Annotated in this window: 21 protein-coding genes; 7 read left to right on the top strand and 14 right to left on the bottom strand. The window is 72.9% G+C overall.

All coding sequences use genetic code 11. The annotated features are described in order from the left end of the window. Positions 1-5 precede the first annotated feature (5 nt). From ABZ815_RS32955 to ABZ815_RS32935, 5 genes are all read right to left on the bottom strand, one after another. Positions 6-755: a GNAT family N-acetyltransferase gene (locus tag ABZ815_RS32955; protein ID WP_357704851.1), complete on the bottom strand. Its 750-nt coding sequence runs from the start codon at positions 753-755 to the stop codon at positions 6-8. Next, positions 748-1,338 carry a phosphoribosylanthranilate isomerase gene (locus ABZ815_RS32950; protein WP_357704849.1) on the bottom strand — a complete coding sequence of 197 codons (591 nt, stop codon included), beginning with the start codon at positions 1,336-1,338 and terminating at the stop codon, positions 748-750. Before ABZ815_RS32950 ends, ABZ815_RS32955 begins: the two co-directional genes overlap by 8 nt. Before the next feature lie 10 nt (positions 1,339-1,348). Continuing rightward, positions 1,349-1,768, bottom strand: a complete 420-nt coding sequence (locus ABZ815_RS32945; protein ID WP_357704847.1) for a hypothetical protein — start codon at positions 1,766-1,768, stop codon at positions 1,349-1,351. A gap of 62 nt (positions 1,769-1,830) precedes the next feature. After that, positions 1,831-2,529, bottom strand: coding sequence for a response regulator transcription factor (locus ABZ815_RS32940; RefSeq protein ID WP_357704845.1), 699 nt, complete (start codon positions 2,527-2,529; stop codon positions 1,831-1,833). Next, positions 2,526-4,118 carry a histidine kinase gene (locus tag ABZ815_RS32935; protein ID WP_357704843.1) on the bottom strand — a complete coding sequence of 531 codons (1,593 nt, stop codon included), beginning with the start codon at positions 4,116-4,118 and terminating at the stop codon, positions 2,526-2,528. Before ABZ815_RS32935 ends, ABZ815_RS32940 begins: the two co-directional genes overlap by 4 nt. A gap of 128 nt (positions 4,119-4,246) precedes the next feature. On the opposite strand from ABZ815_RS32935, the gene ABZ815_RS32930 reads away from it, so the two are divergent. Then, the gene (locus ABZ815_RS32930; protein ID WP_357704841.1) at positions 4,247-4,837 is read left to right on the top strand and encodes an SAM-dependent methyltransferase; all 591 of its coding nucleotides are present in this window, start codon (positions 4,247-4,249) and stop codon (positions 4,835-4,837) included. A 26-nt stretch (positions 4,838-4,863) separates the two neighbouring features. Continuing rightward, entirely contained in the window at positions 4,864-6,045 is a 1,182-nt protein-coding gene (locus tag ABZ815_RS32925; protein ID WP_357704839.1) for an acyl-CoA dehydrogenase family protein, read from the top strand. A 6-nt stretch (positions 6,046-6,051) separates the two neighbouring features. Here the strand turns inward: ABZ815_RS32925 and ABZ815_RS32920 are convergent, their stop codons facing one another. From ABZ815_RS32920 to ABZ815_RS32905, 4 genes are read right to left on the bottom strand one after another with little or no spacing between them, the layout of a single operon-like run. Then, positions 6,052-6,603, bottom strand: coding sequence for a hemerythrin domain-containing protein (locus ABZ815_RS32920; protein ID WP_357704837.1), 552 nt, complete (start codon positions 6,601-6,603; stop codon positions 6,052-6,054). Positions 6,604-6,646: 43 nt separating this feature from the next. After that, a complete protein-coding gene (locus ABZ815_RS32915; protein WP_357704835.1) occupies positions 6,647-7,426 on the bottom strand; it encodes an enoyl-CoA hydratase/isomerase family protein in 780 nt (259 codons plus the stop codon). After that, a complete protein-coding gene (locus ABZ815_RS32910; RefSeq protein ID WP_357704833.1) occupies positions 7,423-8,337 on the bottom strand; it encodes an alpha/beta hydrolase in 915 nt (304 codons plus the stop codon). Before ABZ815_RS32910 ends, ABZ815_RS32915 begins: the two co-directional genes overlap by 4 nt. Positions 8,338-8,346: 9 nt before the next feature. Then, positions 8,347-9,033: a gamma-glutamyl-gamma-aminobutyrate hydrolase family protein gene (locus ABZ815_RS32905; protein ID WP_357704831.1), complete on the bottom strand. Its 687-nt coding sequence runs from the start codon at positions 9,031-9,033 to the stop codon at positions 8,347-8,349. A 341-nt stretch (positions 9,034-9,374) separates the two neighbouring features. Here ABZ815_RS32905 and ABZ815_RS32900 point away from each other — a divergent pair, with 341 nt between their 5' ends. Continuing rightward, positions 9,375-10,493, top strand: a complete 1,119-nt coding sequence (locus tag ABZ815_RS32900) for a globin domain-containing protein (protein WP_357704829.1) — start codon at positions 9,375-9,377, stop codon at positions 10,491-10,493. Here the strand turns inward: ABZ815_RS32900 and ABZ815_RS32895 are convergent. Further along, a complete protein-coding gene (locus ABZ815_RS32895; RefSeq protein ID WP_357704827.1) occupies positions 10,490-11,299 on the bottom strand; it encodes a helix-turn-helix transcriptional regulator in 810 nt (269 codons plus the stop codon). The two genes, ABZ815_RS32900 and ABZ815_RS32895, sit on opposite strands and share 4 nt — an antisense overlap. A gap of 174 nt (positions 11,300-11,473) precedes the next feature. Between ABZ815_RS32895 and ABZ815_RS32890 the strand changes: the two genes are divergently transcribed. Together ABZ815_RS32890 and ABZ815_RS32885 are read left to right on the top strand one after the other, a co-directional pair. After that, the gene (locus ABZ815_RS32890) at positions 11,474-12,553 is read left to right on the top strand and encodes an exo-alpha-sialidase (RefSeq protein ID WP_357704825.1); all 1,080 of its coding nucleotides are present in this window, start codon (positions 11,474-11,476) and stop codon (positions 12,551-12,553) included. A gap of 3 nt (positions 12,554-12,556) precedes the next feature. After that, a complete protein-coding gene (locus ABZ815_RS32885) occupies positions 12,557-12,877 on the top strand; it encodes a hypothetical protein (protein ID WP_352330107.1) in 321 nt (106 codons plus the stop codon). 4 nt (positions 12,878-12,881) lie between these two features. Here the strand turns inward: ABZ815_RS32885 and thyX are convergent, their stop codons facing one another. The 4 genes from thyX to ABZ815_RS32865 all read right to left on the bottom strand — a co-directional run bounded on the left by thyX (position 12,882) and on the right by ABZ815_RS32865 (position 19,981). Then, on the bottom strand, positions 12,882-13,664 hold the full coding sequence (gene thyX / locus ABZ815_RS32880) for an FAD-dependent thymidylate synthase (protein WP_352350875.1): 783 nt from the start codon (positions 13,662-13,664) through the stop codon (positions 12,882-12,884). 133 nt (positions 13,665-13,797) lie between these two features. Further along, the gene (locus ABZ815_RS32875; RefSeq protein ID WP_357704822.1) at positions 13,798-16,437 is read right to left on the bottom strand and encodes a M4 family metallopeptidase; all 2,640 of its coding nucleotides are present in this window, start codon (positions 16,435-16,437) and stop codon (positions 13,798-13,800) included. 181 nt (positions 16,438-16,618) lie between these two features. Next, positions 16,619-17,764 (bottom strand): amidohydrolase family protein, encoded by a 1,146-nt coding sequence (locus tag ABZ815_RS32870; RefSeq protein WP_357704820.1) that lies wholly within the window; start codon positions 17,762-17,764, stop codon positions 16,619-16,621. 90 nt (positions 17,765-17,854) lie between these two features. After that, positions 17,855-19,981 carry an anthranilate synthase component I gene (locus ABZ815_RS32865; RefSeq protein ID WP_357704818.1) on the bottom strand — a complete coding sequence of 709 codons (2,127 nt, stop codon included), beginning with the start codon at positions 19,979-19,981 and terminating at the stop codon, positions 17,855-17,857. A 239-nt stretch (positions 19,982-20,220) separates the two neighbouring features. Between ABZ815_RS32865 and ABZ815_RS32860 the strand changes: the two genes are divergently transcribed. Both ABZ815_RS32860 and ABZ815_RS32855 read left to right on the top strand, forming a co-directional pair. After that, positions 20,221-21,861, top strand: a complete 1,641-nt coding sequence (locus ABZ815_RS32860; RefSeq protein ID WP_357704816.1) for a glycosyltransferase family 39 protein — start codon at positions 20,221-20,223, stop codon at positions 21,859-21,861. Then, on the top strand, positions 21,828-25,325 hold the full coding sequence (locus tag ABZ815_RS32855; protein ID WP_357704814.1) for a S8 family serine peptidase: 3,498 nt from the start codon (positions 21,828-21,830) through the stop codon (positions 25,323-25,325). The genes ABZ815_RS32860 and ABZ815_RS32855 overlap by 34 nt, the downstream gene beginning before the upstream one ends. Positions 25,326-25,372: the final 47 nt, after the last annotated feature.

Raw genomic sequence — 25,372 nt, 5'->3', positions numbered from 1 at the left:
AAGGGTCAGGTGCGCAGGAAGGCGTGGGTGTGGCCCACGGGGACGAAGCCGAGCCGGCCGTAGAACTCGCGCGGCCAGTCGTCGGCGTCGGCGACCAGGAACGTCAGCTCGGCGCCGGCCGTGGCGGCGAGCAGCGCGGTCAGCAGCGTGCGGGCGAAGCCCCGGCCCCGGTGGCGCTCGCCGGTGTAGACGTTCTCGATCTGGGCGACGCCCTCGTGGACGTAGAGGTCGGCCCGGGCGGCGACCTGCCCGTCGGGGGCGCGTACGGCGTGGAACTCGACCAGGTCGGCGCCGGCCGGGCGGGCCGCAGCGCGCGCGGCGAGCCCTTCGACCACGCCCTCCTCCGCCTGCGGCAGCGACTCGCGCCACTCCTCGCGCAGCACGGGCACCAGCTCGGCCAGGTCGAGCCGCTCGGTGGCGGCGGCGGGCGCGGCGGGGCGGGGGCCGTGGAAGGCCATGACGACGTTCGTCTCGTGCTGGTAGCCGGCGGCGCCGAACGCGGGCCGGAACTCCTGCCCCTGCCGGTCGTCGTCGACGCACACCAGCCGGTGGCCGAGCCCGGCGAGCCGCTCGTCGGCCGCCGCGAGCACCGGCCCGGGGGCGCCGCTCCAGACGATCAGCCTGTTGTCGTCGTGCGACATCGGGTAACGCTCGTCGAGCACCGCGAACCCGCCCGGGACCGGCGTGACGACGGGCGCCTTGCGACGGGCGAAGTCGTGCACGAAGCCCAGGGCCCGCGACAGCTCGTCAGCCACCGCGGGCGGCCCGGAGGAAGGCCCTGATCAGGGCGGAGTCCTTGACCCCCGGCGCGGTCTCGACGCCGCTGGACACGTCGACCCCCCACGGGCCGGCGGCCTCGACGGCCTCGGCCACGTTCGACGGGTCGAGCCCGCCGGCCAGCATCCACCGGCCGGACGGGCGGCCGCGCACCGCCGCCCAGTCCCACGGCTCCCCCGAGCCGGGGCGCGGGGCGTCGACGATGAGCAGGTCTTCGTCGTGGGCGCCGCACCGCAGGTCGGCCGCGGCGTCGACGGCGCGCACGAGCGGACGGCCGAGGTCTTTCAGCGCGGTGAAGTCGGCGTGGGGGTGGTTGCCGTGCAGCTGGACGGCGCGCACGCCCGAGGCCAGCGCCGCGGCCCGGACCGTCTCGGGGTCCTCCCCCCGGAAGACGCCCACGGTGAGCACGTGGGCCGGGATCGCCGCGGCCAGCTCGGCCGCCCACTCCGGCGTCACCCTGCGCGGGCTCCGGGTGAGCACGAACCCGATGGCGTCGGCGCCGGCCTCGACGGCGGCCTCGACGTGCTCGGGCTCGCTCAACCCGCAGATCTTCACATACACACCACAGACCTTAGCGGCGCCGGGACGCCGACGGCGACCAGGACCAGATCAGCAGCGCACCGATGAGGCCGAACAGCAGCACCCCGTTGGGCACGTGGGCGCCCAGCCAGGACCAGGTGAAGTGCTGGAGGAGGCCGACGACGAGCAGTGCGACGCTGGCCCACACCGGCCAGCCGGCGCCGCGGCCCGGCCGCCAGACCAGGACGGCCAGCACGATCTGCACGAGCGCCACCAGGTGGACGACCATGCCCGCCATGACGTGCGTCTCGGACAGCGCGCCGCCGCCCGCCGCCACGGCCTGTCCGGCGAACGAGGCGGCCACGAGCAGCGCGGCGGCCTGGGCGATGATGACGACGCGCAGGCTGTACAGCAGCCCCGCCGGCACCTGTCGTGTCGTGCCGGGGCGCGGCATGACCTGAGTCTCCCCCATGATGTGCATCCTTTCTGCGAACGAAGGACCCACATCGTGTCGAGGGCGGCCCCACAAGGTCGTCAGCCTGCGGGATGACCCCCCGGTCCCCCACGTGGCGGACGGACCGGGCGGAAGGCGGCGTCCACCAGACCGGCGCGGTGGGCGACCACGGCGGCCTGGATGCGGTTGCGCAGGCCGAGCTTGTCCATGGCGGCGGCGATGTGCGTCTTGACGGTGGTGACGCCGACGTGCAGCTGCTCGGCGATCTCGGCGTTGGACAGGCCGGTGCCGACCAGGGCGAGCACCTCCAGCTCGCGTTCGGTCAGCCCGGACGGCGGCGGCACGGCGGCCTGCTCCTCGGAGGCGAGGAACCGTTCGACGACCCGGCGCAGCACCGAGGGGGCCAGCAGCTGCTCCCCCGCGGCGGCCCTGCGCACGGCGTCGACCATGCGTTCCGGCTCGTCGTCCTTGACCAGGAAGCCGACGGCCCCGGCGCGCAGGGCGGCGTGCACGTCGGCGTCCTCGGCGAACGTGGTGAGCACGACGACGCGGGCCGCCGGGCGGGCCGCCAGCACCCGCCTGGTCGCCTCCAGGCCGTCGACGCGGGGCATGCGCAGGTCCATGAGGATGACGTCGGGCACGTGGCGTTCGGCCAGGCGGACGGCCTCGGCGCCGTCCTCGGCCTCGCCCACGACCTCCATGTCGCCCGCGGCCTGCAGCAACATGCGCACGCCCGCGCGGACCAGCGCCTGGTCGTCGGCCACCAGCACGCGGATCACGCGGCGCTCCTGGCGGGCAGGCTGGCCAGCAGCAGCCAGCCGCCGTCGCCGTCCGGGCCCGCGCTGAGGGTGCCCCCGAGGGCGCGCACGCGCTCGCGCATGCCCGCCAGGCCGCGGCCGGAGGAGGGCAGGCGCTCGATGACGGTGGGCGGGCGGCCATTGCGGATCTCGATGGACAACCCTTCCTCGGCGGGGGCCACGATGACCCGGACCCGGGTGCCGGGTCCGGCGTGTTTGAGCACGTTGGTGAGACCTTCCTGGACGATGCGCGCGGCGGAGGCGCGGGCGATGAGCGGGGCGCGGTCGCTGGCCGGGTCGAGGTCGAGGTCGACGACGAGCCCGGCGGCGGCCATGCGTTCGGCGGATTCGCGGACCACGTCGGCGGGGTTGGCCAGCAAGTCGGGGCCGCGGTCGGGGTCGCGCAGCAGGTCGAGCAGGTCGCGCAGGTCCTGGAGCACCTGGTGGCCGGTCTCGCGGATGTCGGACAGCGCGTCGGCGACCGGCCCGTCGGGCGCGGTGAAACGGGCGGCGCTGGCGCGCAGCACCATGGCGCCGACGTGGTGGGCCACGATGTCGTGCACGTCGCGGGCGATGCGCTCGCGCTCGGCGAGCTGGTCGGCGCGCACCTGGGCGACCGCGAGCCGGGCCGACTCCTCGGCGCGCAGGCGTTCGGCGGCGGCGGCGGCACGCCGCATGCCCAGGTAGCGGCCGATCGCGATGGGCGTGGCCACCAGGGTCATCAGCACGCCGACGCGGACCGGGGTGATCTCGGTGCCGTCCCCGACGACGGCGATGGCCGACAGCAGGCAGCCGGTCAGGTACGCGGCCGCCGTCCAGGCCCAGGAGGCCACGCGCATCGCGAACACGCCGATGGCGATGAGCGTGAGGATCAGGCAGGTGTTGACGGCGTCGTTCAGATAGCTGTCGGCAGCGATCAGCAGCACGGCCTGCAGCAGGAGGACCAGGCCGGGCAGGCGCCTGGCCACGCCCAGCGACAGCCCGCCGACCACGGCGAGCAGGCCGATCACCCACACCGGAAGGGCTCCGCTGTGCCAGGAGGTCCAGGTGCTGAGCACGGTGATCGCCACGCCGCCGGCGGCCAGCAGCGCGTCGGGCGTGACGTCGCGCTCCTCCAGCCGCTCGGCCGAGCCGCGCAGGTAGGCGCCGAGCACGGTGGGGAAGACGGGCAGCAGCACCGAGTAGATCCAGGTGTTGCCGGTCAGCGCGATGCCGGGGTCGGCGATGTTGACCGCGGTGGCCAGGACGGTGGCGCCCACGCCGAGCAGGGCGGGCTTCCAGGCGACGCGGAAGCCGACCACGCCGAGCGCGACGCAGATGAGGATCTGCGCGGTGTTGGAGGTGTAGGAGCCGAGCTGGTCGCTGAGGACGAGGAAGACGGCCAGGTAGAGGGTGACGGGCAGCGGCCATCGCCGTACCATCCCCATGGGCAGGCCCACCAGGAAGGCCATGGGGATGTTCATCGCCGCCGGCAGGTACGCGGTGTCGCCCGCGTGGGCCGTCGTCAACAGGTCCAGGCCCACACCTGATACCGCGAGCAGGACATCGAGCGGCACACCACGCCAACGCATGGGCTCACGCTATCCACCCTCGACCGTTAGCTGATCCTCCGCGCGGAGGACCCCGTCTCCTCCTAATGGCCGCCGGTTCGTCCAAAGGAGGGAGCACAGGGGGTGATCTTCCCTATACGTTCGGGGCCATGTCCAACGACACCGCAATGTTCCTCGGCCAGTTCCTGCGCGCCCCCGCCGTGATCGGCGCCGTCGCCCCGAGTTCGCGCCGACTGGCCTCGGCCGTCTGCGCGCCGGTCCCGGAGCGCGGCGAGCCGACCGTGGTGGAGCTCGGCCCCGGCACCGGCCCGTTCACCGCGGAGATCCAGCAGCGGCTCGGCGGGCGTGGCCACCACCTGGCCGTCGAGGTGAACGGGCGGCTCGCGGCGCTGCTCGCCGAGCGTTTCCCCGGCGTGGACGTGGCCCACGCCGACGCGGCGCGCCTGGGTGAGCTGCTGAGCGGGCGCGGGCTGAGCCACGCCGACGTGGTGGTGAGCGGGCTGCCGTGGGCGGCCTTCCCCACGGGGCTGCAGCACGAGCTGCTGGACGCGGTGACGTCGGTGATGAGCCCCGGCGCGGCCTTCACCACCTTCTCCTACATCCACGCCATCCCGCTCAGCTCGGCCCGCCGGTTCCGGGCGTTGCTGGCCGAGCGGTTCGAGGAGGTCGTGCCCGGACGTACGGTGTGGCGCAACACCCCGCCGGCCTTCGTCTTCCACGCCCGCAGACCTCGACCCTGAACAGAACGAACTTCTACGATGGCGTGATGGATTTCACCCTTCCCGAGAGCGCCCAGGCCGTCCAGCGCGGTGTCGCCGAGATCTGCGCCCGCTACGACCTCGACTACTGGCAGCGGTGCGAGAGCGACAAACGCTGGCCGGAGGAGGTCTGGGCCGACCTCGCCAAGGGCGGCTGGCTGGGCCTGGCCGTGCCGGAGGAGCACGGCGGGGGCGGGCAGGGGCTGCTGGAGCTCGCGGTGGCCACCGAGACGCTGGCGAGCTCGGGCGCGGCGGGCGGCTCGGCCTTCACGTACGTGCTGACCCCCGGTTTCGGCGCGCTCACCCTGGCCCGGCACGGCACCGCCGAGCAGCGGGCCGAGCTGCTGCCCCGGCTGGCCACGGGCGAGATCGAGACGTGCTTCGCCCTGACCGAGCCGGACGCCGGCTCCAACTCCCTGGCGATCACCACCTCGGCCCGCCGCGACGGCGGCGACTACGTGCTCAACGGCCAGAAGATCTGGATCACCGGCGTGCAGCGGGCCACCTGGATGTTGCTGGTGACCAGGACGGTCCCGGCGTCGGACGCCAAACCGCGCACCCACGGGCTGACGGTGTTCCTGGTGAACGTGCCCGAGGCGGTCGCCGCCGGGCAGCTCTCCTACCGGCCGATCCCCAAGATGGGCGCGAACACCACGCCGTCCAACATGGTCTTCCTCGACGACCTGCGGGTGCCCGCCGCGAACGTGGTCGGCGAGGTGGACGGCGGCGCGGCCGTGCTGTGGGACATCCTCAACCCCGAACGGGTGCTGCTGGCCGCCTCCGCGCTCGGCGGCGCCGAGGTGGCGCTGCGGGTGGCGGTCGGCTACGCCAAGGAACGCGAGGTGTTCGGCCGCCCGATCGGCGCCAACCAGGCCATCGCGTTCCCGCTGGCGCAGGTCAAGGCCAAGATCGAGCTGGCGCGGCTGATGCTGTACAAGGCGGCCTGGTCCTTCGACCGGCGGCTGCCGTGCGGCACCGAGGCCAACATCGCCAAGCTGACCGCCTCCCAGGCCGCGTGGGAGGCGGCCGACGCCGCGTTCCAGACGCACGGCGGCATGGCGTACTCGCTGGAGTACCCGGTGGCCAGGTTGCTGGCCGACGCCCGTATCGGAAGGGTGGCACCCGTGACGGAGGAGCTTCTGCTCAACTTCCTCGCGACACAGGTGCTCGGGTTGCCCCGGAGTTTCTGACGGCTCTCAGGCCCTGCCCGTCGCCTTGCGGATCACGTCGCGGGCCCTGTCCATGATCGCGGCGGGCGGGCCCGCCAGCAGGTTCTCCGGCGCGGTCTCGACGCCGGCGTGCGGGTGCGTGGGCGCGATCGCCTCGGCGGCCTTGACCCCGATCGCCATCGCGCGCAGCTCCTTCTCGCCGGCGGCCTGCCTCAGCCTGGGGAACTCCTCGCGTTCCTCGGCCTCGGCGTGCTCGACGACGGCCTTGCGCAGCGTGGCCAGGTCGGCCGCGAACTGCGGGTCGTCGACGCCCGCCCGCTCCATCTGGGTGAGCATGTCCTTGGCCGCGTTCTCCTCGGCCAGGCGCTCGTCCACCAGGTCGTCGCCGTCGTCGACGTGGCGGCGCGCATACGGGTGGACGATCTCCTCCTCCGCTGTCTCGTGGACGGCCAGCAGGCGCACCAGCCTCTGGAAAGCCGCTGCTTTGTCCTCGGGGGCAGCGTTCTCGACCTCCGTGAACTGGCTCCTGATCTGCTCGTGCTGGCGCACCAGCAGGTCGACCACATCGTTGTCCGTCATGAGGGTGCGCCTACCCGAGGCCCGGACAAGCACACGCGCCCGCTCAGCCGAACGACGGCGGCCGCTTCTCGCGCACCGCGCGCACGCCCTCGACCACGTCGGGGCCGGTGAAGCCGAGGAACTCCATCGCCAACGAGGCGTCGAAGGACGGGCCGGCCAGGCGCAGCCAGTTGTTGAGCGAGTACTTGGTCAGCCGGATGGCCTCCTGGGAGCCCTGGGCCAGGCGGACCGCGATCTCCATCGCCTTGTCGTACACCTGGTCGTCGTCGACGCACAGGCTGACCAGGCCCATGCGCTCGGCCTGCTCGCCGGTGACGGGCTCGCACAGCAGCAGGTGGTACTTGGCCTTGGCCATGCCGCACAGCAGCGGCCAGATGATCGCGGCGTGGTCGCCGGCGGCGACGCCGAGCCGGGTGTGGCCGTCGATGATCCGGGCGGTGCGGCCGGCGACCGAGACGTCGGCCAGCAGCGCCACCGCGAGCCCGGCGCCCACGGCGGGGCCCTGGACGGCCGAGACGATCGGCTTGGAGCAGTTGAGCACGTTGTAGACGATGTCGCGGGCCTCGGCGAACACCCGCATGCGGGTGGCGTGGTCGCGGGTCATCTCCTCGATCATCGACAGGTCGCCGCCGGCCGAGAACGCGGTGCCCTCGCCCCGGACGACGATCGCCCTGACGGAGTCGTCGCGGTCGGCCTCGCGCCAGATCTCGCTCAGCTCGCGGTGGCCGGTCATGTCGACGGCGTTGAGCCGGCCGGGCTCGCTGATCGTGACGCGCAGCACGCCCTCGGCCGGGGTGTCGAGCTTGAGCTTGTCGAAGGTCACAGGTGCTCCCGCAGACGGTCGGCGATGTACTGCCTGGCCTCGGTCGCCTGGTCGAACAGGCCGGGCAGGCCGAAGAAGCCGTGGACGGCGCCGTCGAACCTGCGCGCCTCCACCGGCACGCCGGCGTCGGCCAGGCGGCGGGCGTAGTGCTCGCCCTCGTCCCTGAGCACGTCGCACTCGGCGGTCAGGACGGTCGCGGGCGGCAGGCCGGTCAGGTCGGCGATGCGCAGCGGGCTCAGCAGCGGGTCGGCCGGGTCGGCGCCGGAGGCGTAGCGCTCGGCGAACCAGGCCATCTCGGCGGCGTCGAGCCCGAAGCCCTTGGCGTAGGCGTGGTAGCTCGGGGTGTCCATGGCGGCGTCGAGCACCGGGTAGACCAGCGCCTGGTGGGCCAGCCGGATGCCGGACCCGGCGGCCCGCCAGGCGGCGACGGCGGCCAGGTTGCCGCCCGCGCTGTCGCCGACGACGGCCACGCTGCCGTTGCTCTGGTAGAAGGCGGGCCTGGCGAAGACGTCGCGGACGACGGTCCAGGCGTCGTCGGCGGCGGCCGGGAAGGCGTGTTCGGGGGCCAGCCGGTAGTCGGCGGAGACGACCACGGCGCCGGTGCGCAGGGCCAGGTCGCGGCCGAGGGCGTCGTTGCGCCTGACGCTGCCGAAGACCCAGCCGCCGCCGTGGAAGTAGACCACGACGGGCAGCAGGCCGTCGCCGGGGTCGGCGCGGTAGATGCGGATCGGCACGTCGCCGGCGAGCTCGTCGCGGACGAACGGGAGCGTGGTCAGGGGGCCCCGCTGGGCCGCGAAGCCGTCGTGCGCGCGCATCTCCTGGATGGTGGCCAGGTCGAGCGTGGCCAGGTCGGCGTTGAGGTCCGACGGGTAGAGGGCGACGTAATCCCGCGCCTGGGGGTGCAGCGGCATGAGCGCAGCCTAGCGGGCCGCCTCGACGAACGCAGCGAAGAGCCGATTGTCCCCGCCGCGTTCGGGATGCCACTGGAGGCCGACGGCGAACCGGTGGCCCTGCAGCTCGACGCCCTCGACGATCTGGTCCTCGGCCCAGGCCACCGCGAGCAGGCCGCCGCCCAGCCGGCGGACGGACTGCCGGTGCGGCGCGACGGTCCTGACGTGCTCGCCGACGGCCTTGCCCAGCCTGCTGGACACGCTCACCCGGAGGTCGTGGACCCCGCCGGGCTCGCCGTGCCGGTCGTGGCCGAGCACCTCGGGCAGCCACGGGATCAGCGTGCCGCCCTGGGCGACGTTCAGGACGTGCATGCCGCGCGCGATCGCCAGGATCGGCAGGTCGGCCCGGATCGCGGCCCCGGCCAGGGCCAGCTCGAACCGGTCGCGGTGGGCCTGCGGCTCGGGGGCGCGTTCGTCCGGCTCGCCGCCGTAGGTGCCGGCGCCGAGGTCGACGCCCCCGGCCAGCAGGACGCCGGACAGGCCGCCGACGTAGTCGCCGATGCCTCGGGGGCCCAGCGGCGGCAGCACCACGGGCGCGCCGCCGGCCCGCTCGATCGCCTTGGCGTAGGAGGGCGGTGACAGCACGGCCTCGCGTACCCAGTCGCCCCAGCGGGCGGCCTCCAGGTAGGCGGTGATGCCGATCAGCGGTCGGGACATGCGGATCTCCAGGGGCGAGGTCAGGGCCGGCGGGTGCGCGCGCCTTCCCAGGTCACCCGCCTGGGGTGGAGGACCGCCATGGCGGGATGCTACGCCTCCGTCGCGCGGCGGGAAACAGCGGAAACAAAATGCGAAAATCACTTTTATTCGTTTTCTTCGCCAGAAAACCCCATACCGCATTTCGGGTGAATCGGTTGCGACGCATCAGAGGTGGTGTAAGGCTCATTTTCGAGCGCGCCGGAAGTGCCGGGGCACGCCGCGCGTTCACGACCCGGAGCTGCCAGGAGGTGGAGGAGGCGGCCGGAATCGAGTGTCCGGCCCAATAGCGTGGGGTTGAGTGCATGTCGTTGAATCCGCGACTGGTGAAGGAGAGCTTCTCACTCGTCGAGCCCGTGGCCGACAAGGCGACCGCGTACTTCTACGGACGGCTGTTCGCCGCGAGCCCGCACCTGCGAGGGATGTTCCCGCCCGCGATGGACGTCCAGCGCGACCGGCTGTTCGGCGCGCTGACCCGGATCGTGTGGAGCCTGGACAGCCCGGACGGCCTGGCCGCCTATCTGGGGCAGCTCGGCAGGGACCACCGCAAGTACGGCGTGGTCGCCGAGCACTACACGGCCGTCGGCAACGCCCTGCTGGCCACGATCCGGCGCTTCGCCGCCGAGGTGTGGAACGACGAGATCGAGGCGGCCTGGGTGTCGGCGTACACGGCGGCGGCCAATCTGATGATCGAGGCGGCCGACTCCGAGGCGGGGGTCTCCCCGGCCTGGTGGCCGGCCGAGGTCGTCGACCACGAGCTGCGGCGTCCCGACATCGCGGTGGTCACGCTGCTGCCCGCGCAGCCGCTGCCGTACACGGCCGGTCAGTACGTCACCGTGCAGACCGCGCGGTGGCCGCGGGTGTGGCGCACGTTCTCGATCGCCAACGCGCCGCGCCCGGACAACACGGTCAGGCTGCACGTGCGCTCGGTGCCGGGCGGCTGGGTGTCCACGGCGCTGACCAGGCACACCAGGATCGGCGACACGGTCATGCTCGGGCCGCCGATGGGCACGATGACACCGCGCGAGCACAGCGCCCGCGACCTGCTGTGCGTGGCCGGCGGCACCGGGCTGGCGCCGCTGAAGGCGATCGTCGAGCACGTCATCGCCTCGGGCCTACGTCCGCGGATCCACCTGCTGCACGGCGCGCACACCGTGGACGAGCTGTACGACCTGCCCGACCTGCTGGCGATGCAGGCGTCCTTCCCCTGGTTGCAGGTGCTGCCGGTGGTCTCCGGCGACCCCTCCTACACCGGGATGCGCGGCCGGCTGTCGGAGGTGATGGGACGCTTCCACTCCTGGTCCGAGCACGACGCCTACGTCTGCGGCCCGAGTGGCATGGTGGACGCGACCGTGCGCCGCCTCCAGGCCGACGGCGTGCCGCTGTCGCGCATCCACCGCGACGTCGTCCCCGGTGAGCGCTAGGAGGCCGCCGGGTCGCGGCGGAAGGCGGCGGCGGTCTCCTCGTCGGCCGGCCAGAACGTCTCGATGGCCAGCTCCGAGACCGTCACGTCCATGGGCGTGCCGAAGGTGGCGATGGTGGTGAACATCGACAGCACGCGGTCGCCGTCGGCGATGCGCAGCGGCAGCAGGATGTCGCCGGGGCCGGGCACGTGGGCCACGTTGAGGTTGACGCCGGGGTAGGTGTAGGCGGCCAGCTCGTCGTGCAGCTCGGCCAGGCGGCCGTCGGCCGACGCCTCGGCCTGCCTGCGCAGCTGGTGCAGGAGGTAGGCGCGGACCTCGGCCAGGTTCAGCAGCCTGCCGCCCATCGCGTCGGGGTGCAGCGACAGCCGCATCACGTTGACCGGCTCGGCCAGCAGCTCGGCGGGCACGCCGGCCATGAACATGGCGGCCGCCGAGTTGGCCGCCACCAGGTTCCACGCCGCGTCCACGACCAGCGCCGGGTACGGCTCGTGCCCGGCCAGGATCTTGTCCAGCGCCTGGCGTACGACGGCCATCTCCGGGGCGCGCACCTCACGCTCGGGGAAGACCGGCGCGAACCCGGCCGCGACCAGCATCCTGTTGCGGTGGCGCAGCGGCACGTCCAGCTCCTCGGCCAGTCTCATCACCATCTCGCGGCTCGGCCGGGCGCGGCCGGTCTCCAGGAAGCTGACGTGCCGGGAGGAGACGTCCGCCTCGATGGCCAGGTCGAGCTGGCTCACCCGCCGCCGCTGCCGCCACGAACGCAACAAATCACCAAATGTCTCTTCTTGTATCGCAAGTGCTCCCATGCCGGAAAACCTACCGGTGACAGGGAAGCGTCACGATTACCTGCCGGGTAATGCCCGCCCTGTTCCCGTCGTCCACTGGCGGCGGGACGGTCGGCGTGCGGCAAATCTCCCAGTGCTCGGCACCGCCGCCGCCCGCGTGGCACGATGGCGGGAAGCGAACATGGGAGCGATGCTATGACTGACGCAGTCCTCGCGATCGGCACCCGCAAGGGCCTGTTCCTCGCCCGCTCGGCGGGCGGCGGCCCGTTCGAGATCGAGCCGATCCGGTTCTCCACGGTCGCGGTGCCCTCGGTGGCCATCGACACCCGGGGGCCCGCACCCCGGCTGCTGGCCGGCATCGAATACGGCCATTTCGGTCCGTCCGTGATGTATTCCGATGATCTCGGCGAGTCCTGGGGCGAGGCGCCTCAGCCGCCCATCGCCTTCCCCGACAAGACCGACACGACGCTGGCCCGGGTGTGGCAGCTCACGCCCTCGCCGTCGGAGCCGGGCGTGGTGTGGGCCGGCGTCGAGCCGGCCGCGCTGTTCCGCTCGGAGGACCACGGCGTCACCTACCGCCTGGTCGAGGGCCTGTGGGACCACCCGCACCGGCCGCAGTGGCAGCCGGGCGGCGGCGGGCTGTGCCTGCACACGATCGTCCCCCACCCCACCGACCCCGAGGTCATGGGCATCGCGGTCTCGGCGGCCGGCTTCTACCGCACCCGCGACGGCGGCATGTCGTGGGAGGCGGCCAACCAGGGCATCCGCGCGCCGTTCCTGCCGGAGGGGCAGCAGTACCCCGAGTTCGGGCAGTGCGTGCACAAGGTCTGCCTCGACCCCGCCCGGCCCGACCGGCTCTACCTGCAGCACCACTTCGGCGTCTACCGCAGCGACGACTTCGGCGGGAGCTGGCACGACATCGGCTCGGCCCTGCCCTCCGACTTCGGCTTCCCCATCGTGGTCCACCCCACCCGCCCCGACACGATCTTCGTGCTGCCGCTGACGGCCGACATCGACCGCACCCCGGTCGGCCACCGCTACCGGGTCTGCCGCAGCCAGGACGCCGGCGCCACCTGGCAGGAGCTGGGCGACGGTCTGCCCGAGGGCCCGGTCCACGCCACCGTGCTGCGCGACGCGATGACCGCCTCCCCCGCCGGGCTGTTCTTCGGCACCCGCGACGGCGAGGTCTACTGCTCGCGCGACGACGGCGAGAGCTGGTCGCAGGTCGCCCGCCACCTGCCCGACGTGCTGAGCGTGCGTGCGGCGGTGCTCTGACCGATGGCCAGGTCATTCACCAAGCCCGTGACGATGGTCGTGTTCGTGCTGCCCAGCTCGCTGCGGCGGTGGGTGAGCGGGCGCACCGAGGTGAAGGTGTTCGCGGTCGGCGCCGACCGCGACTCCCCGCCCACGCTCGGCTCGGCGCTCGACATGCTCCGGCGCACCCATCCGCTGCTGGAGGAGCGGCTGCGCGACGACTACGGCCGCATCCGCCGGCACATCAGCATGATCGTGTGCGGGGAGAACGCCCGCGGGCTCGGCGGCCTGGACTGTGCCCTGCCGCCGGGCGCCGAGGTCTACGTGCTGCCCGCCCTCGCCTGACGCCTCAGACCTTGCGCCACCCCGGGACCCAGGCCCCGTCCTCGACGACGTAGTCGCCGAACAGGGCGGGCGCCTCCTTGCGCATCAGCTCGCCGATGCGCTGGAACAGCAGGCGGATCTCCTCCTCCGCGCCGACGGCGGTGCGGGCCTCGATCGTGTGCCGCAGCGTGCGCACGTTGGCCGTCCAGACCAGGCCGGTGGCCAGCCCCTCGGGGGCGAACCTGCGCATGAACGAGGTGCGGTGCTTCTTCTCCGAGAACGGCACGCCCTCCTCGTCGAGCCCGAAGTGCCCGGCCATCCAGAGCTGGAACTGCTCCAGCTGCTCCAGCACGGCCGTGGCCCGCTTCATCAGCTCGGGGTCCTGCTGGGCCCACTCGGGGAACCAGAACGGCAGCTCGTCGAGCCGGACGAAGCGCAGCGACTCCTGGGAGATGGCCACGCCGGGCCGGTGGCGCACCAGCTCGTGCGTCAGGACGCGGCTGACGTTGTGCAGCACGAAGCTGAAGCTGACGTGTTCGAGGACCGAGCCGTGCGCGCTGGCCAGGATGTTGCGCAGGTAGTCGTCCTGGTTCTCCCTGATGCGCACCACGTTGGGGTTGAGGCCGGGCTCGAAGGACCGGTAGCAGAGCCGGCCGGCGAACTCGGCGAGGTTCTGGGCGTCGAGGTCGCCGCGGTCGAGCCGCTCCAGCCAGCTCTCGCCGCCGACCTCGCCCAGGTAACGGGCCAGCTCGTCGTAGTCAAGCTCGGGACGGGCGACGATGAAGACCTCGGGTTCGACACTGCGCATATGGGAGCCCCCCGCTCGGGTTCTGTGGTTTGTGACGGGCTCAAGCAAACCAGCTCGCGGGGCTGCGCGCGACTCGGCGCCCGCCGTCCCCCTCCGGAGGCACGGCGGGCGCCGAGCGGACACCCGTGGCAGGTCAGCAGCGGTGTGCGGGCCTGTCGCGAGTCACGAGGTCGGTGTCGCCGGCGGTCCCGTCGATCCACAGGACGCGGCCCGCCGAGCCGGCGGCGAACAGCGACTGCTCACCCCGGTTGCAGGAGTAGCGCTCCAGGGCTCCGCCGGTGACCGCCACCTGGTAGATCTTGGGCAGGTTCGCGTTCTCCAGCGTGGTCCCGCCCGGCTGCACGCCGACGGTCACCCGCGACTCGCTCGCGTCGAGCCAGTTCGGATACGGCGCCTGCGGCCCGTCCGCCACGACCGGCGTGCTGCCGGTGCCGTCCAGGGCGGCGCGCATGATGCCCATGCGGCCGTCGCGGTCGGCGTCGTAGAGCCAGACGACGTGCTTGGCGGTCAGCGCCGGGTAGATCGACATCGACGGGATCGTGCGGGTCGGCGGCACCTCGGGCACCACGACCTCGTTGCCGGTCGCCAGGTCGTGCACGACGGGCGTGCTGTGCGTGCCGCCGGTGCCGAAGCTCACCCGGACGTAGACGAGCCTGCCGCCGCTGACGGACGGCATGTACCCGCCCACGCCCTTGTCCGCGGTGAGGTTGACCGGGGCGGCGTTCCCGCGCTTGAGCCACAGCTCGGTCTCGCCGGTCGCCGGGTCCTCGCCGGACCAGGCCACGGCGTCACCGGAGACCACGACGGAGTAGACGTAGCCGGTGCTCTCGTGCAGGACGGTGGAGGGCGCCGAGGCGTCCAGCGGGCGGCTGCGGATCTGCATGACGCCCGCCGCGGGGTCGAGGGCGACCCAGACCGCGCGCCTGCCGTCGGTGGTGGGCGTCCAGTCCCAGCGGCCGTCGTCGGACACGACGGTGGCGCGGCCGCCGCTGACGCGTCCGGTCCGGATGGAGGTCGGGCCGCTCGCCTCGGGGGTGTTGTCGGTGACGACGTACCGGTCGCCGGCCAGGGCGGGCGGGTCGATGGCGTCGGTGAGCCCGTCGATGACGACGCGGCTGTCGGTGCGGATCAGCCGCTCCCAGCCGGGCCTGATGCCGTGCCGCTCGAAGGCCAGCGCGATCGCGAGCCGGTCACGCGCGGGCAGCCCGGCGGCGCGGGCGGCCGACTCGACGGCGCGGCGGCCGTCGGCGAAGTCGTCGAGCGGGGTCATGTACTCGGTCAGCGCCTTGTAGACGACCTTGTCGAAGCCGGCGCCGAGCTTCTCCCTGGCGTCCCACAGCGCGCCGGAGAAGATCGTGGAGTTGAGGTGCACGCCGCCGGCGTCACCGGCGACGGTGACGCCGAGGTAGTCCTCGGCGGCGTTCCGGTCGTCGTCGAGGTCGCGGGTGGCGCACTGGACGGGCGGGAGGCTCTTGCACAGGTCCTCGCCGAGCAGGCTGGCGTCCGGGTCGCTCATGGGGATGCCGAGCGCGCTCGTCTGGATGGCGTTGCCGAAGTAGTCGGCCAGGCCCTCGTTCATCGCGCCCGACTGGCCCTGGTAGACCAGGTCGGCGCTGTGGGTGATGACGCCGTGGGTCATCTCGTGGCCGACGACGTCGAGGCTGGCGGCGAAGGAGTGCAGGTCGGCGCCGCCGCCGCCGTAGACCATCTTGGTGCCGTCCCAGAAGGCGTTCTCGAACGGGCCGCCGTAGTAGGTGACGTTCACCACCGAGTACATGGTGCCGCCCTTGCCGTCGAGCCCGTCACGGCCGAGCGACTTGTAGAACTCGTAGACCTTGCCCGCGCCCCACTGGGCGTCCACGGCGCCGCTCTCGGTGTGCTCGGGGCCGAAGGCGGGCGTGGGCGACTTGGCGAGCTCGGTGCCCGCCGGCACGCCGGGGTCGAGGAAGTCCTGGACGTCGGCGCCGGCGGCGTCGTAGGTGAGGATCTCGCCGGTGGTGCCGTTCCACATCGGGCGGGCGCGGTCGCGCAGCTCGTAGGCGCCGTCGGCCCGCTGGTAGGCGTTGAGCGGGACGTTCTTGCCGTGCGCGGTCTGCCCGCTGCCGGCCGCCGGGCCCTCCATGCGCAGCCGGTCCAGGGCGAACAGCGGCTGCCCCGAGTGGGCGTCCACGTACGCGTCCAGCAGGACGGGCCGCTTCTTGACCGCGTCGGCGCCGGAGAGCGTGACGTGCCAGGCCAGCACGCCCTTGCCGCGCGGGACCACGAGCAGTTCGCCGGGCGTGGCCTTGATCGTGCCGCGCACCTGGTCGTCGCGGACGAGCCGGGAGCGGGCCAGCTTGGCCGCCAGCGCGGGGGTGACCGTGGGCGTGGGGTTCACGTCGAGCTCGGTGAGGAAGCGGCCGCCGGCGCCGGTCACCTCGCGGCTTGCGCCGTCCGTGCGGAAGCGCACCAGGTACTGGGCGCCGAGGACGGGCAGGTTCCGGTAGCGCTGGGCGAACCTGACGGTCTCGTCCTGGCCGTTCACGACCGTGCGCAGCGGCACCAGGTCGGCGGGGTCGAGGTGGTAGCGCGGGTCGGCCAGGTGGGTCTTGGCCGCGGCGACGGGGTCTCCGGCGGCGGCGGGCTCGGCCAGCCCGCTCACCTCGGCGGGGGCCCGGGTGCCGGCCCGGGACTCGACCTGCGGCTGCGGCGGATCATCGGCCGCCGCGACACCGGGGACGGCCAGCGCGAGCGACAGAGCCGCGGCCGTGAGAACGAAGGGACGCCAGGACACGACACCTCCAGGTGTGGCGTAGGGGGTCTGGCGTCCTCGATCATCACAGCAATATTGACAAACAGACAAATCACAATTTGATTACCGGAAATGTAAATTTCCGATTAGCGAAGGAAATATTGTGAATTAATGACTTTTTGTGTCGGCGTCGGCGTGCCGGCCCATTCCGCTGTGAGCGAGGTCAGAGCCGGTACACCCGGCGGGCGTTGCCCGAGCCGATCATGTGGGCGACCCTGGCCGCGTCGGACGGGCTCCACTCCCCCGCCTCCAGCCTCGCCAGCAGGGCCGCGCCCAGCGCCTGCCGGTAGTACAGCGCGCCGAGGTAGCCGGTCTCGGCCACGCCGTGGCAGTCGGAGCTGAACAACTGCTTGTGGAAGGGCGCCAGCTCCAGCAGCTCGTCCATGACGCGGGCCGAGGCGGCGGCCGTGTGCGGCAGGGCCAGGCCGACGTCGACGTAGACGTGCGGGTAGACGCCCGCCAGGTAGGCGGCGGTGCGGTGGTAGGGGTAGCAGTGGAGCAGGATGACCGGCACGCCGAGGGGTTGCAGCGCGTCCATGAGGGCGCTGAGCCTGGCCGGGTCCGTACGGTGCAGGCCGGGGCCGCGCCCGCCGAACCCGGCCTGGAACTGCACCGGCAGCCCCCGCTCGCGGGCCACGTCGATCGCGCTCCACAGCAGGTGGCGCAGCAGCACCGGGTCGGTCAGCGTGCGCTTGGGGTCCGACAGGCGGCGGTTGGCGGCGGCGATGACCGAGCCGGTGCTCGGCCTGGCCGGGTCGAGGTCGAGCCCGCAGCGCGCGGCGATGACCGTCTTGAGCCCGACCGCCCTTGCGGCCCTGGCCGACAGCTCCTCGGCCAGGCCGTCGAGATAGTCGACGGCGATCTGCGCCGACTCGGCGACGTCCTGCTCGATCTGCTCGATCCGCACGATCTCGTCGGCGGCGGCGCCGCCGTGGCGGCCCATCTCGGCCGCCGACAGCAGATCCATGTCCTCGTCGCCGGTGTCCACCAGGAACGCCACCACGCCGGCCCCGGCCAGCAGGCGCCGGTTGACCTCGCCGGCGCCCAGCTCGGCCCGGCGGGCGAGGTAGACCGCCGGGGGCGCGTGCGGCTCCAGGTCGAGCAGCGGCGCGCACCAGCGGCGCAGGCCCATGCCGAACGGCGAGTCGAAGTGCGTGGTGCCGGGCGGGGCCGCCGCGCCGCCGGCGTTGATCAGCGGCTCGAACCGGGCGCGGGTCAGGTCGTCCCGGTGCACCCCGTGGCAGTGGTGGTCGACGAGCGGGGCGAGCAGCGCGTCACGCACCGTGTCGGGCAGGGCTACGGGGAGCATGCGGAGACTCTAGGGGAGCTCCGCACGCCCCCGTGGACGTTTTAACCTACGACAGGAACACCCTGCCCGTTCCCAGACGAACCGGCCGGGTCAGCGCCGGGTGAGGCGCAGCACGTTCGCGATGATCTTCGCGCCCGCGCCGCCCTCCTGGGTGAGGATCGACTCCGGGTGGAACTGCACGGCGAAGCGCCGCCGCTCGACGTCCTCGATGGCCATGACGTTGCCGTCGGGCGTGAGCGCGGTCGGGGTGAAGCCGACCACGCCGGGCCGCTTGGCGTGCAGCGAGTGGTAGCGGGCCGCGGTGAACTCGTCGGGCAGCCCGTCCAGCAGCGCGCTGCCGCCGAGCCGGGTGACCTGGCCGCGCTTGCCGTGCTCGGGGTAGTCGAGCAGCTCCAGCGCGCCGCCGGCGTGCTCGACCATGGCCTGCAGGCCCAGGCACACGCCGAAGACGGGCAGGTCGCGGGCGTAGATCTCGTCGATGAGCGCCGCCATGCCGAAGTCGGACGGCCAGCCGGGGCCGGGCGAGAGCACGACCAGGTCGGGCGCCACGTCGTCGATGGTCTGGGCCGGGAAGCCGTGGCGCAGCGTCACCACGTCGGCCCCCTCCTGGCGGAAGTAGTCGGCCAGGGTGTTGACGAAGGAGTCCTCGTGGTCGACGAGCAGCACCTTCATGCCCGCGCCCGGCTGCTCCCTGACCACGGTGGGCGGGACGGCGTCGGGCTGGTTGACCGCGGCCAGGGCGCCGAGCAGGGCACTGGCCTTGAGCTCGGTCTCGCGCTCCTCGGCCTCGGGGTCGGAGTCGAACAGCAGGGTCGCCCCGGCCCTGACGGTGGCCACGCCGTTCTTGATCTGGGCGGTGCGCAGGGTCAGGCCGGTGTTCATGGAGCCGTCGAAGCCGATGAAGCCGATGGCGCCGCCGTACCAGCGGCGGGTGGTGGCCTCGTGGTCCTCGATGAACTGCATGGCCCACGTCTTGGGGGCGCCGGTGACGGTGACGGCCCACATGTGGGTGAGGAAGGCGTCGAGGGCGTCGAACTCGGGGCGCAGGCGGCCCTCGATGTGGTCGACGGTGTGGATCAGGCGCGAGTAGAGCTCGATCTGGCGGCGGCCGATGACCCTGACCGTGCCGGGGACGCAGATGCGCGACTTGTCGTTGCGGTCGACGTCGGTGCACATGGTCAGCTCCGACTCCTCCTTGACGCTGCTCAGGAGGGTGCGGATGGCCTCGGCGTCCTCGACCGGGTTGCTGCCGCGGGCGATGGTGCCGGAGATGGGGCAGGTCTCGACGCGGTCGCCGTTGACCCGGACGTACATCTCCGGCGAGGCGCCCACCAGGTGCTCGCCGTCGCCGAGGCTGATGATGAACTCGTACGGCGCCGGGTTGCTGTTGCGCAGGCCGCGGTAGAAGGCCGACGGGTCGGTGCAGACGGCGTGGAAGACCTGGCCGGGCACGACCTCGAACAGGTCGCCGCGCTTGAACCGCTCCTTGGCCGCGGCCACGACCTTGGCGTACTCGCCGCGCTCGGGGTCCTTCGGCAGCTCGCCGGGGACGACCTGCGGGACGGAGGAGCCGGTGCGCTCAAGGCCGCGGGTGGTGGCGCCGTCGACGGTGAACTCGTAGCGGTATTCGACGCTGGTCTCGCGCTGCCGGTCGATGACGACGATCCGGTCGGGCAGGTGGAGCACCAGGTCGCGCTGGTCGTCGGGACGGGCCAGCTCCTGCCGGATGGGCTCGAACTGGAAGGCCAGGTCGTAGCCGAAGGAGCCGTAGAGGCCCAGGTGGGGGTCGTCGCCGGCGAAGGCGGCGATGACCTCGCGGATCGCGGTGAAGACGGTGGGCCGGCGGCTGCGCATCTCCTCCGGCAGCAGGTCCTCCGACTCCGGGACGTGCACCTCGACGCGGTCGGGCGTCGGCTCGCTGACCGGCTTGCCCGCGGCGAGCAGGCAGGAGGCCACGGCGGGCAGCACGACCCTGCCGCGCTCGTTGAGCGCCGTCGCCGAGATGACCCGGCCCTTGGCGACCAGTTCCAGGCAGGGGTCGACGTAGCCGAAGGCCCATCGGCTGTAGCGGCCCGGGTAGTCCATGCCCGACGAGAAGGCGCCGCCGCGCCGCTCGCCGAGCGCGGTCACGATCTCTTCCAGCGCCTCCTCGGAGACATCGCGTGCCTCACGCTCGACGCCGACGCCCCCGGCGGTGGTATATCCGCTGCTCTCCACTTGCTGCCCCTTACCACGTCACATCATGAGGCCCCGGGGGCGGACACGAGAAAGGCCGCCATCCGGGGCGGCCGTCCTTTGAGAGGAATGCGAAAAACGCGCCGCCTAGGAGCGGCGCCACCACTGGATCTGAGGGCGATTTCGCATGCCCACAGGTTAACCGCCTGACCAAGATCGCGCAACGCGACATCCCGCTCGGGCAGTGACAGATCGAGAGGAAGGACCTAGCCTCTGCGTTCATGGAGCGGCCCTGGGCGTGGCGTCCGGTGACGGTGACCGCGGTGCTGACCGCCGGGGCGGCGCTCGCGCTGAGCCCGTGGTACGGCTACCACCGCGACGAGCTGTACTTCCGGATCCTGGCCGGCCATCCGGCCTGGGGGTACGTCGACCAGCCGCCGCTGACGCCGATGCTGGCCAAGGCCGCGCTCGGGCTGTTCGGCGACACGGTGACGGCGCTGCGGGTGTTCCCCGCGCTGGCCGCGGCGGTCGTGGTCGTGCTGGTGGCCCTGGTGGCGCGGGAACTGGGCGGCGACCGGCTCGCCCAGACGATGGCCGCCGTGGGCGCGGCGACCGGGGCGTACACGCTGATCGCGGCGCACACGCTGCTGACGGTCAGCTTCGACCTGCCGCTGTGGACGGCGGCGATCCTGTTCGCGCTCAGGGCGTTGCTGCGCGGGCAGCCGCGCTGGTGGCTCGCGGCGGGCGCGGTGATCGGGCTGGCCACCTACAACAAGCACCTCATCGTGCTGCTGGTGCTGGGCCTGGCGGCGGGCCTGCTGATCGCCGGGCCGCGGCGGGCGCTGGGGAGCCCGTGGTTGTGGGCCGGGGCGCTGGTGGCCGCCGTGCTGGCCGCGCCGAACCTGCTCTACCAGGCCACGCACGGCTGGCCGCAGCTCACGATGGCCGCCGCGCTCAGCGCGGACAAGGGCGCCGAGATGCGGGTGATGTTCGTGCCGATGCAGCTCACGCTGTTCGGGCCGGTGGTGTCGGTGATCGCGGCGCTGGGGTTCGTCCGGCTGTGGCGCGACCGGCGGGGGCGGGCGGTGGCGGTGGCCTATCCGGTGACGGCGGTGCTGACGCTGGTCAGCGGCGGCCGCTTCGACTACACCGCGGGGCTGATCGTGGCGCTGTTCGCGGCCGGGTGCGTGAGCGTGTCGCGGGCGCGGGCCGGGTGGGTGCGCGCGGCGTGGGGTTTCCTCGCGGTCAACGCGCTGGCCTCGGCGGTGCTGGCGCTGCCGCTCGTGCCGGTGGGCGAGCTCGCCGGCACGCCGGTGCCGGCGATCAACGAGGTGGCCCGCGAGTCGGTCGGCTGGCCGGGCTTCGCCGCCGCCGTCGGCGGCGTGCTGCGGGCGCTGCCGCCGGACGAACGGGCCCGCGCGGTGGTCGTCACGGGCAACTACGGCGAGTACGGCGCTCTCGACCGGGCGGGCCTGACCCGCGTGTACTCCGGCCAGAACCAGCTCTGGGAGTACGGCCCGCCGCCGGACGACGGGACCGTGGCGATCCTGGTGAACGCGGGCGGCCGGGCCCGCGCGCTGTTCGGCTCCTGCGAGGAGCCCGCGCGCTGTTCGGCTCCTGCGAGGAGAAGGCGCGCGTGGACAACGGCGTGGACGTCGACAACGAGGAGCAGGGCATGCCGGTGTGGTTGTGCCGCGACCCCCGGCAGCCGTGGTCCACCACCTGGCCGATGTGGCGACACTTCAGCTGACCACATTACATTTCGGGATTTTTCCGAGCTTGTTAGGATCAGCGCCCTTGCTTTCCCGACAGGATCTCTTCACCCTTCTCGACAGAGGCGGAAAGATCACCTCTTCCTCACCGTCGTGAACGTCGTGAAGGAGAGCACGTGCGCAACACCCTCACCTGGCGTGCGATCCTGACCGGGATCGTCACCGCCGCCGCCCTGGCCGTCCCCCAGGCCCCGGCGCACGCGGCGCCCGAACCCGGCAAGATCTCCCAGGCCGTCCGGGCCGACCTGGACCAGGACGGCAAGGCCACCTTCTGGGTCCGGATGAAGGGCAGCGCCGACCTGGCCGCCGCCCGCCGGGCCGCCACCAAGCGGGCCAAGGCCGAGCTGGTCTACGAGGCCAAGACCGAGCGGGCGAAGACCTCGCAGGCCGGACTGGTCAAGCTGCTGGACTCCCAGAAGGCCGACTACACCTCGTACTGGATCGTCGACGCCGTACGGGTGACCGCGGACGCCAAGCTGGCCGCGGCGATCAGCGAACTGCCCGAGGTGGACCGGATCGACCCGGTCACCGTCGTCTCGCTGCCCAAGCCCGCGCCCGGCCGGGCCGAGGCCAAGGCGGGCGCGGTCGAGTGGAACATCGACCGGATCGGTGCCCCGCGCGTGTGGAGCGAGCTGGGCGACCGGGGCGAGGGCATCGTGGTCGCCTCTATCGACTCCGGCGTCCAGTACGACCACCCGGACCTGGCCGCGAGCTACCGGGGCAGGAACCCCGACGGCTCCTACACCCACGACTACAACTGGTTCGACCCGGCGCGCATCTGCCCGTCGGCCGCGCCCTGCGACAACAACGGCCACGGCACGCACGTCATGGGCACGATGGCGGGCGCGAACGGCATCGGCGTGGCGCCCGGCGTGCGCTGGATCGCCGCCAAGGGCTGCGAGGTCAACACCTGCACGGACGCCTCGCTGCTGGCCGCGGGCCAGTGGGTGCTGGCCCCGACCGACCTCGCCGGCGGCAACCCGCGGCCCGACCTCGCGCCGGACATCGTCAACAACTCCTGGGGCGGCAACGGGTTCGACCCCTGGTACGTCGAGACCGTCCAGGCATGGGTGGCCGCCGGCATCTTCCCCGCCTTCGCCAACGGCAACGAGGGCCCGGCCTGCCGGACCAGCGGCTCGCCCGGCCAGTACGCGATCAGCTACAGCGCGGGCGGCTTCGACGTCAACAACGCGCTGTACAGCAGGTCGAGCAAGGGCGAGGGCCAGGACGGCGAGATCAAGCCGAACATCGCGGCCCCGGCGGTGAACGTGCGCTCCTCGGTCCCGGGCGGCGGCTACGACTCCTACACCGGCACCTCGATGGCCTCGCCGCACGTGGCGGCCACGGTGGCGCTGATCTGGTCGGCCGCGCCCCGATTGCAGGGCGACGTGGCCGCCACCCGGCCGCTGCTGGACCGCACGGCGATCGACGTGGCCGACACGAGCTGCGGCGGCACCGCGGCCGACAACAACGTCTGGGGCGAGGGCCGGCTGGACGCCTACGCCGCCGTCCAGGCCGCCCCGGACGAGGGGCTGGGCGAGCTGCGCGGCACGGTCACGGCGGCCGGCGAGCCGGTGCCGGGCGTGACGCTCCAGGTCACCGGGCCGCTCGCGCGCACGGTCGTCACCGGCCAGGACGGCACGTACACGATCCCGCGCCTGCTGCCCGGCGAGTACACGATCACGGCCGCGAAGTTCGGCTACGACCGCGGGACCGCCACCGCGACCGTCACCGCCGAGCAGGTCACCACCGGGGACGTGACGCTCACCCGGCAGCCGTCCGGCACACTGTCCGGCACGGTCACCACGGCCGGCGCCCCCGAGCCCGGCGCGACCGTGACCGCCGGCGGCACGCCGGTGAGCGCGGTCACCGACACCTCCGGCCGGTACACGATGACGCTGCCGCGCGGGACGTACACGCTGACGGTCACGCCGGTCTCGCGCTGCTCCAGCGGGGCGAGCGCGCAGGTGGCCGTGGACGGCGACGTGGTCAGGGACGTCGAGCTGCCGCTGCGCGGCGACGGCTTCGGCTACACCTGCCGGGCGGCGGCGCAGCCGTACGTGGCCGGGACCGAGAAGCTGGCGCTGACCGGCGACGACGAGGCCGTGCAGGTGACGCTGCCGTTCGCGATCCCGTTCTACGGCGCCGGGCAGGCCAGGGCGTGGATCAGCACGAACGGGTTCGTCACCTTCGCCGCCGACCGGGTTACCACGGGCAGCAACAGCCGCCTGCCGGGCACCGGCACGCCGAACCACGCGGTCTACCCGTACTGGGACGACCTGAAGGTGGACGCCGAGGCGGGCGTCTACACCGGCGTGGTGGGCACGTCCCCGCACCGCCAGTACGTCGTGGAGTGGCGCAACGTCACCTTCTACAGCGAGGCCGGCGAGCGGGTGTCGTTCGCGGCGCTGCTCGGCGAGGACGGGTCGGTCTCCTTCCGGTACAAGGACATCGAGAGCGAGCGCGACCAGGGCTCCAGCGCCACGGTCGGCATCGAGAACGCCGCCGGCACCGACGCGCTGCTGTACTCCTACGAGGAGGCCGCGCTGTCCACCGGCCGGGGCGTGACGTTCACCGCGAGCCGGCACGGCCTGGTGACCGGCGTGGTCACCGACGCCAACGACGGCGAGCCGCTGGCCGGGGCGTCGGTGAAGCTGGGCGACGCGGCGTCGTTCACGACCGGCGCGGACGGGTCGTTCTTCGGGCAGGTCCCGGCGGGCGACCACGACGTGGTGGTGGCCAAGGAGAACTACGGGACCTTCACCAAGCCCGTCACGGTCACGCCCGGCACGCTGACCAGGATCGACACCGCTCTGGTCACCGGACGGGTGAGCGCCTCGGCCGCCGAGGTGACCGCGGTCATGCCGGCCGGGGCGACCCGGACGCGGACGCTGGAGCTGACGAACCTGGGCTCGCCCACCGCCTACACGGTGACCGGCGACGCCGCCTGGATGTCGGTCACGCCGCAGGCGGGCGAGCTGGCCAAGGGCCAGAAGGCGACGCTGAAGGTGACGGTCTCCGGCGCCGGGGTGACGCCCGGCGGGACGCGTACCGGCAAGCTGGTCGTCAAGTCCGCCAGCGGGCGGCAGCCGGCCATCGAGATCAAGGTGACCGTGGTGGTGCCCAAGTTCCAGGTGGCCGTCGACGCCGGCGGCTCGAAGGCGCTGACCGACGCCGACGGCGACGCCTGGACGCCCGACCGCCGCTACGCCCAGGGCGGGTACGGCTACGTGGCGACCTCGACCAAGACGGCGAGCACGTCCAGGACCATCGCGGGCACCGCCGACCAGGAGCTGTTCAGGACGGCCAGGGAGGGCATGCTGGAGTACCGGTTCGACGGCGTGCCCGCCGGGACGTACACGGTGGAGCTGGACTTCGCCGAGGTGAAGAGCACGCAGATGGGCAAGCGGGTCTTCGACGTGCTGGTCGAGGGGCAGCTCGCGATCCCGGCGCTGGACCTGGCGCTGGAGGCGGGCACGTACACGGCGGTGGCCAGGCAGTACACGGTGAAGGTGACCGACGGTCAGCTCAACGTGCGCTTCGCCGCCCGGCAGGGGGCCACGCTGGTCAGCGGCGTGCGCGTCTCCGAGCGCCCGGACAAGGCGCTCCCGTGACCGCCCGGGGTCCCGCCGTCCCTGGTGCGGCGGGTCCCCGGGTCTCC

Source organism: Nonomuraea sp. NPDC047529 (genome assembly GCF_040642995.1).
Taxonomy (GTDB): domain Bacteria; phylum Actinomycetota; class Actinomycetes; order Streptosporangiales; family Streptosporangiaceae; genus Nonomuraea.
The sequence above is the reverse complement of the archived record's forward strand: the minus strand, read 5'-3'. Positions and strand labels throughout refer to the sequence as shown.

Excerpts from the sequence above, each read along its gene's own strand:
- ABZ815_RS32945 (WP_357704847.1), bottom strand. The coding sequence starts at position 1,768 with ATGGGGGAGACTCAGGTCATGCCGCGCCCCGGCACGACACGACAGGTG.
- ABZ815_RS32935 (WP_357704843.1), bottom strand. The coding sequence starts at position 4,118 with ATGCGTTGGCGTGGTGTGCCGCTCGATGTCCTGCTCGCGGTATCAGGT.
- ABZ815_RS32930 (WP_357704841.1), top strand. The coding sequence starts at position 4,247 with ATGTCCAACGACACCGCAATGTTCCTCGGCCAGTTCCTGCGCGCCCCC.
- ABZ815_RS32925 (WP_357704839.1), top strand. The coding sequence starts at position 4,864 with ATGGATTTCACCCTTCCCGAGAGCGCCCAGGCCGTCCAGCGCGGTGTC.
- ABZ815_RS32920 (WP_357704837.1), bottom strand. The coding sequence starts at position 6,603 with ATGACGGACAACGATGTGGTCGACCTGCTGGTGCGCCAGCACGAGCAG.
- ABZ815_RS32910 (WP_357704833.1), bottom strand. The coding sequence starts at position 8,337 with ATGCCGCTGCACCCCCAGGCGCGGGATTACGTCGCCCTCTACCCGTCG.
- ABZ815_RS32905 (WP_357704831.1), bottom strand. The coding sequence starts at position 9,033 with ATGTCCCGACCGCTGATCGGCATCACCGCCTACCTGGAGGCCGCCCGC.
- ABZ815_RS32900 (WP_357704829.1), top strand. The coding sequence starts at position 9,375 with ATGTCGTTGAATCCGCGACTGGTGAAGGAGAGCTTCTCACTCGTCGAG.
- ABZ815_RS32895 (WP_357704827.1), bottom strand. The coding sequence starts at position 11,299 with ATGGGAGCACTTGCGATACAAGAAGAGACATTTGGTGATTTGTTGCGT.
- ABZ815_RS32890 (WP_357704825.1), top strand. The coding sequence starts at position 11,474 with ATGACTGACGCAGTCCTCGCGATCGGCACCCGCAAGGGCCTGTTCCTC.
- ABZ815_RS32885 (WP_352330107.1), top strand. The coding sequence starts at position 12,557 with ATGGCCAGGTCATTCACCAAGCCCGTGACGATGGTCGTGTTCGTGCTG.
- thyX (WP_352350875.1), bottom strand. The coding sequence starts at position 13,664 with ATGCGCAGTGTCGAACCCGAGGTCTTCATCGTCGCCCGTCCCGAGCTT.
- ABZ815_RS32870 (WP_357704820.1), bottom strand. The coding sequence starts at position 17,764 with ATGCTCCCCGTAGCCCTGCCCGACACGGTGCGTGACGCGCTGCTCGCC.
- ABZ815_RS32860 (WP_357704816.1), top strand. The coding sequence starts at position 20,221 with ATGGAGCGGCCCTGGGCGTGGCGTCCGGTGACGGTGACCGCGGTGCTG.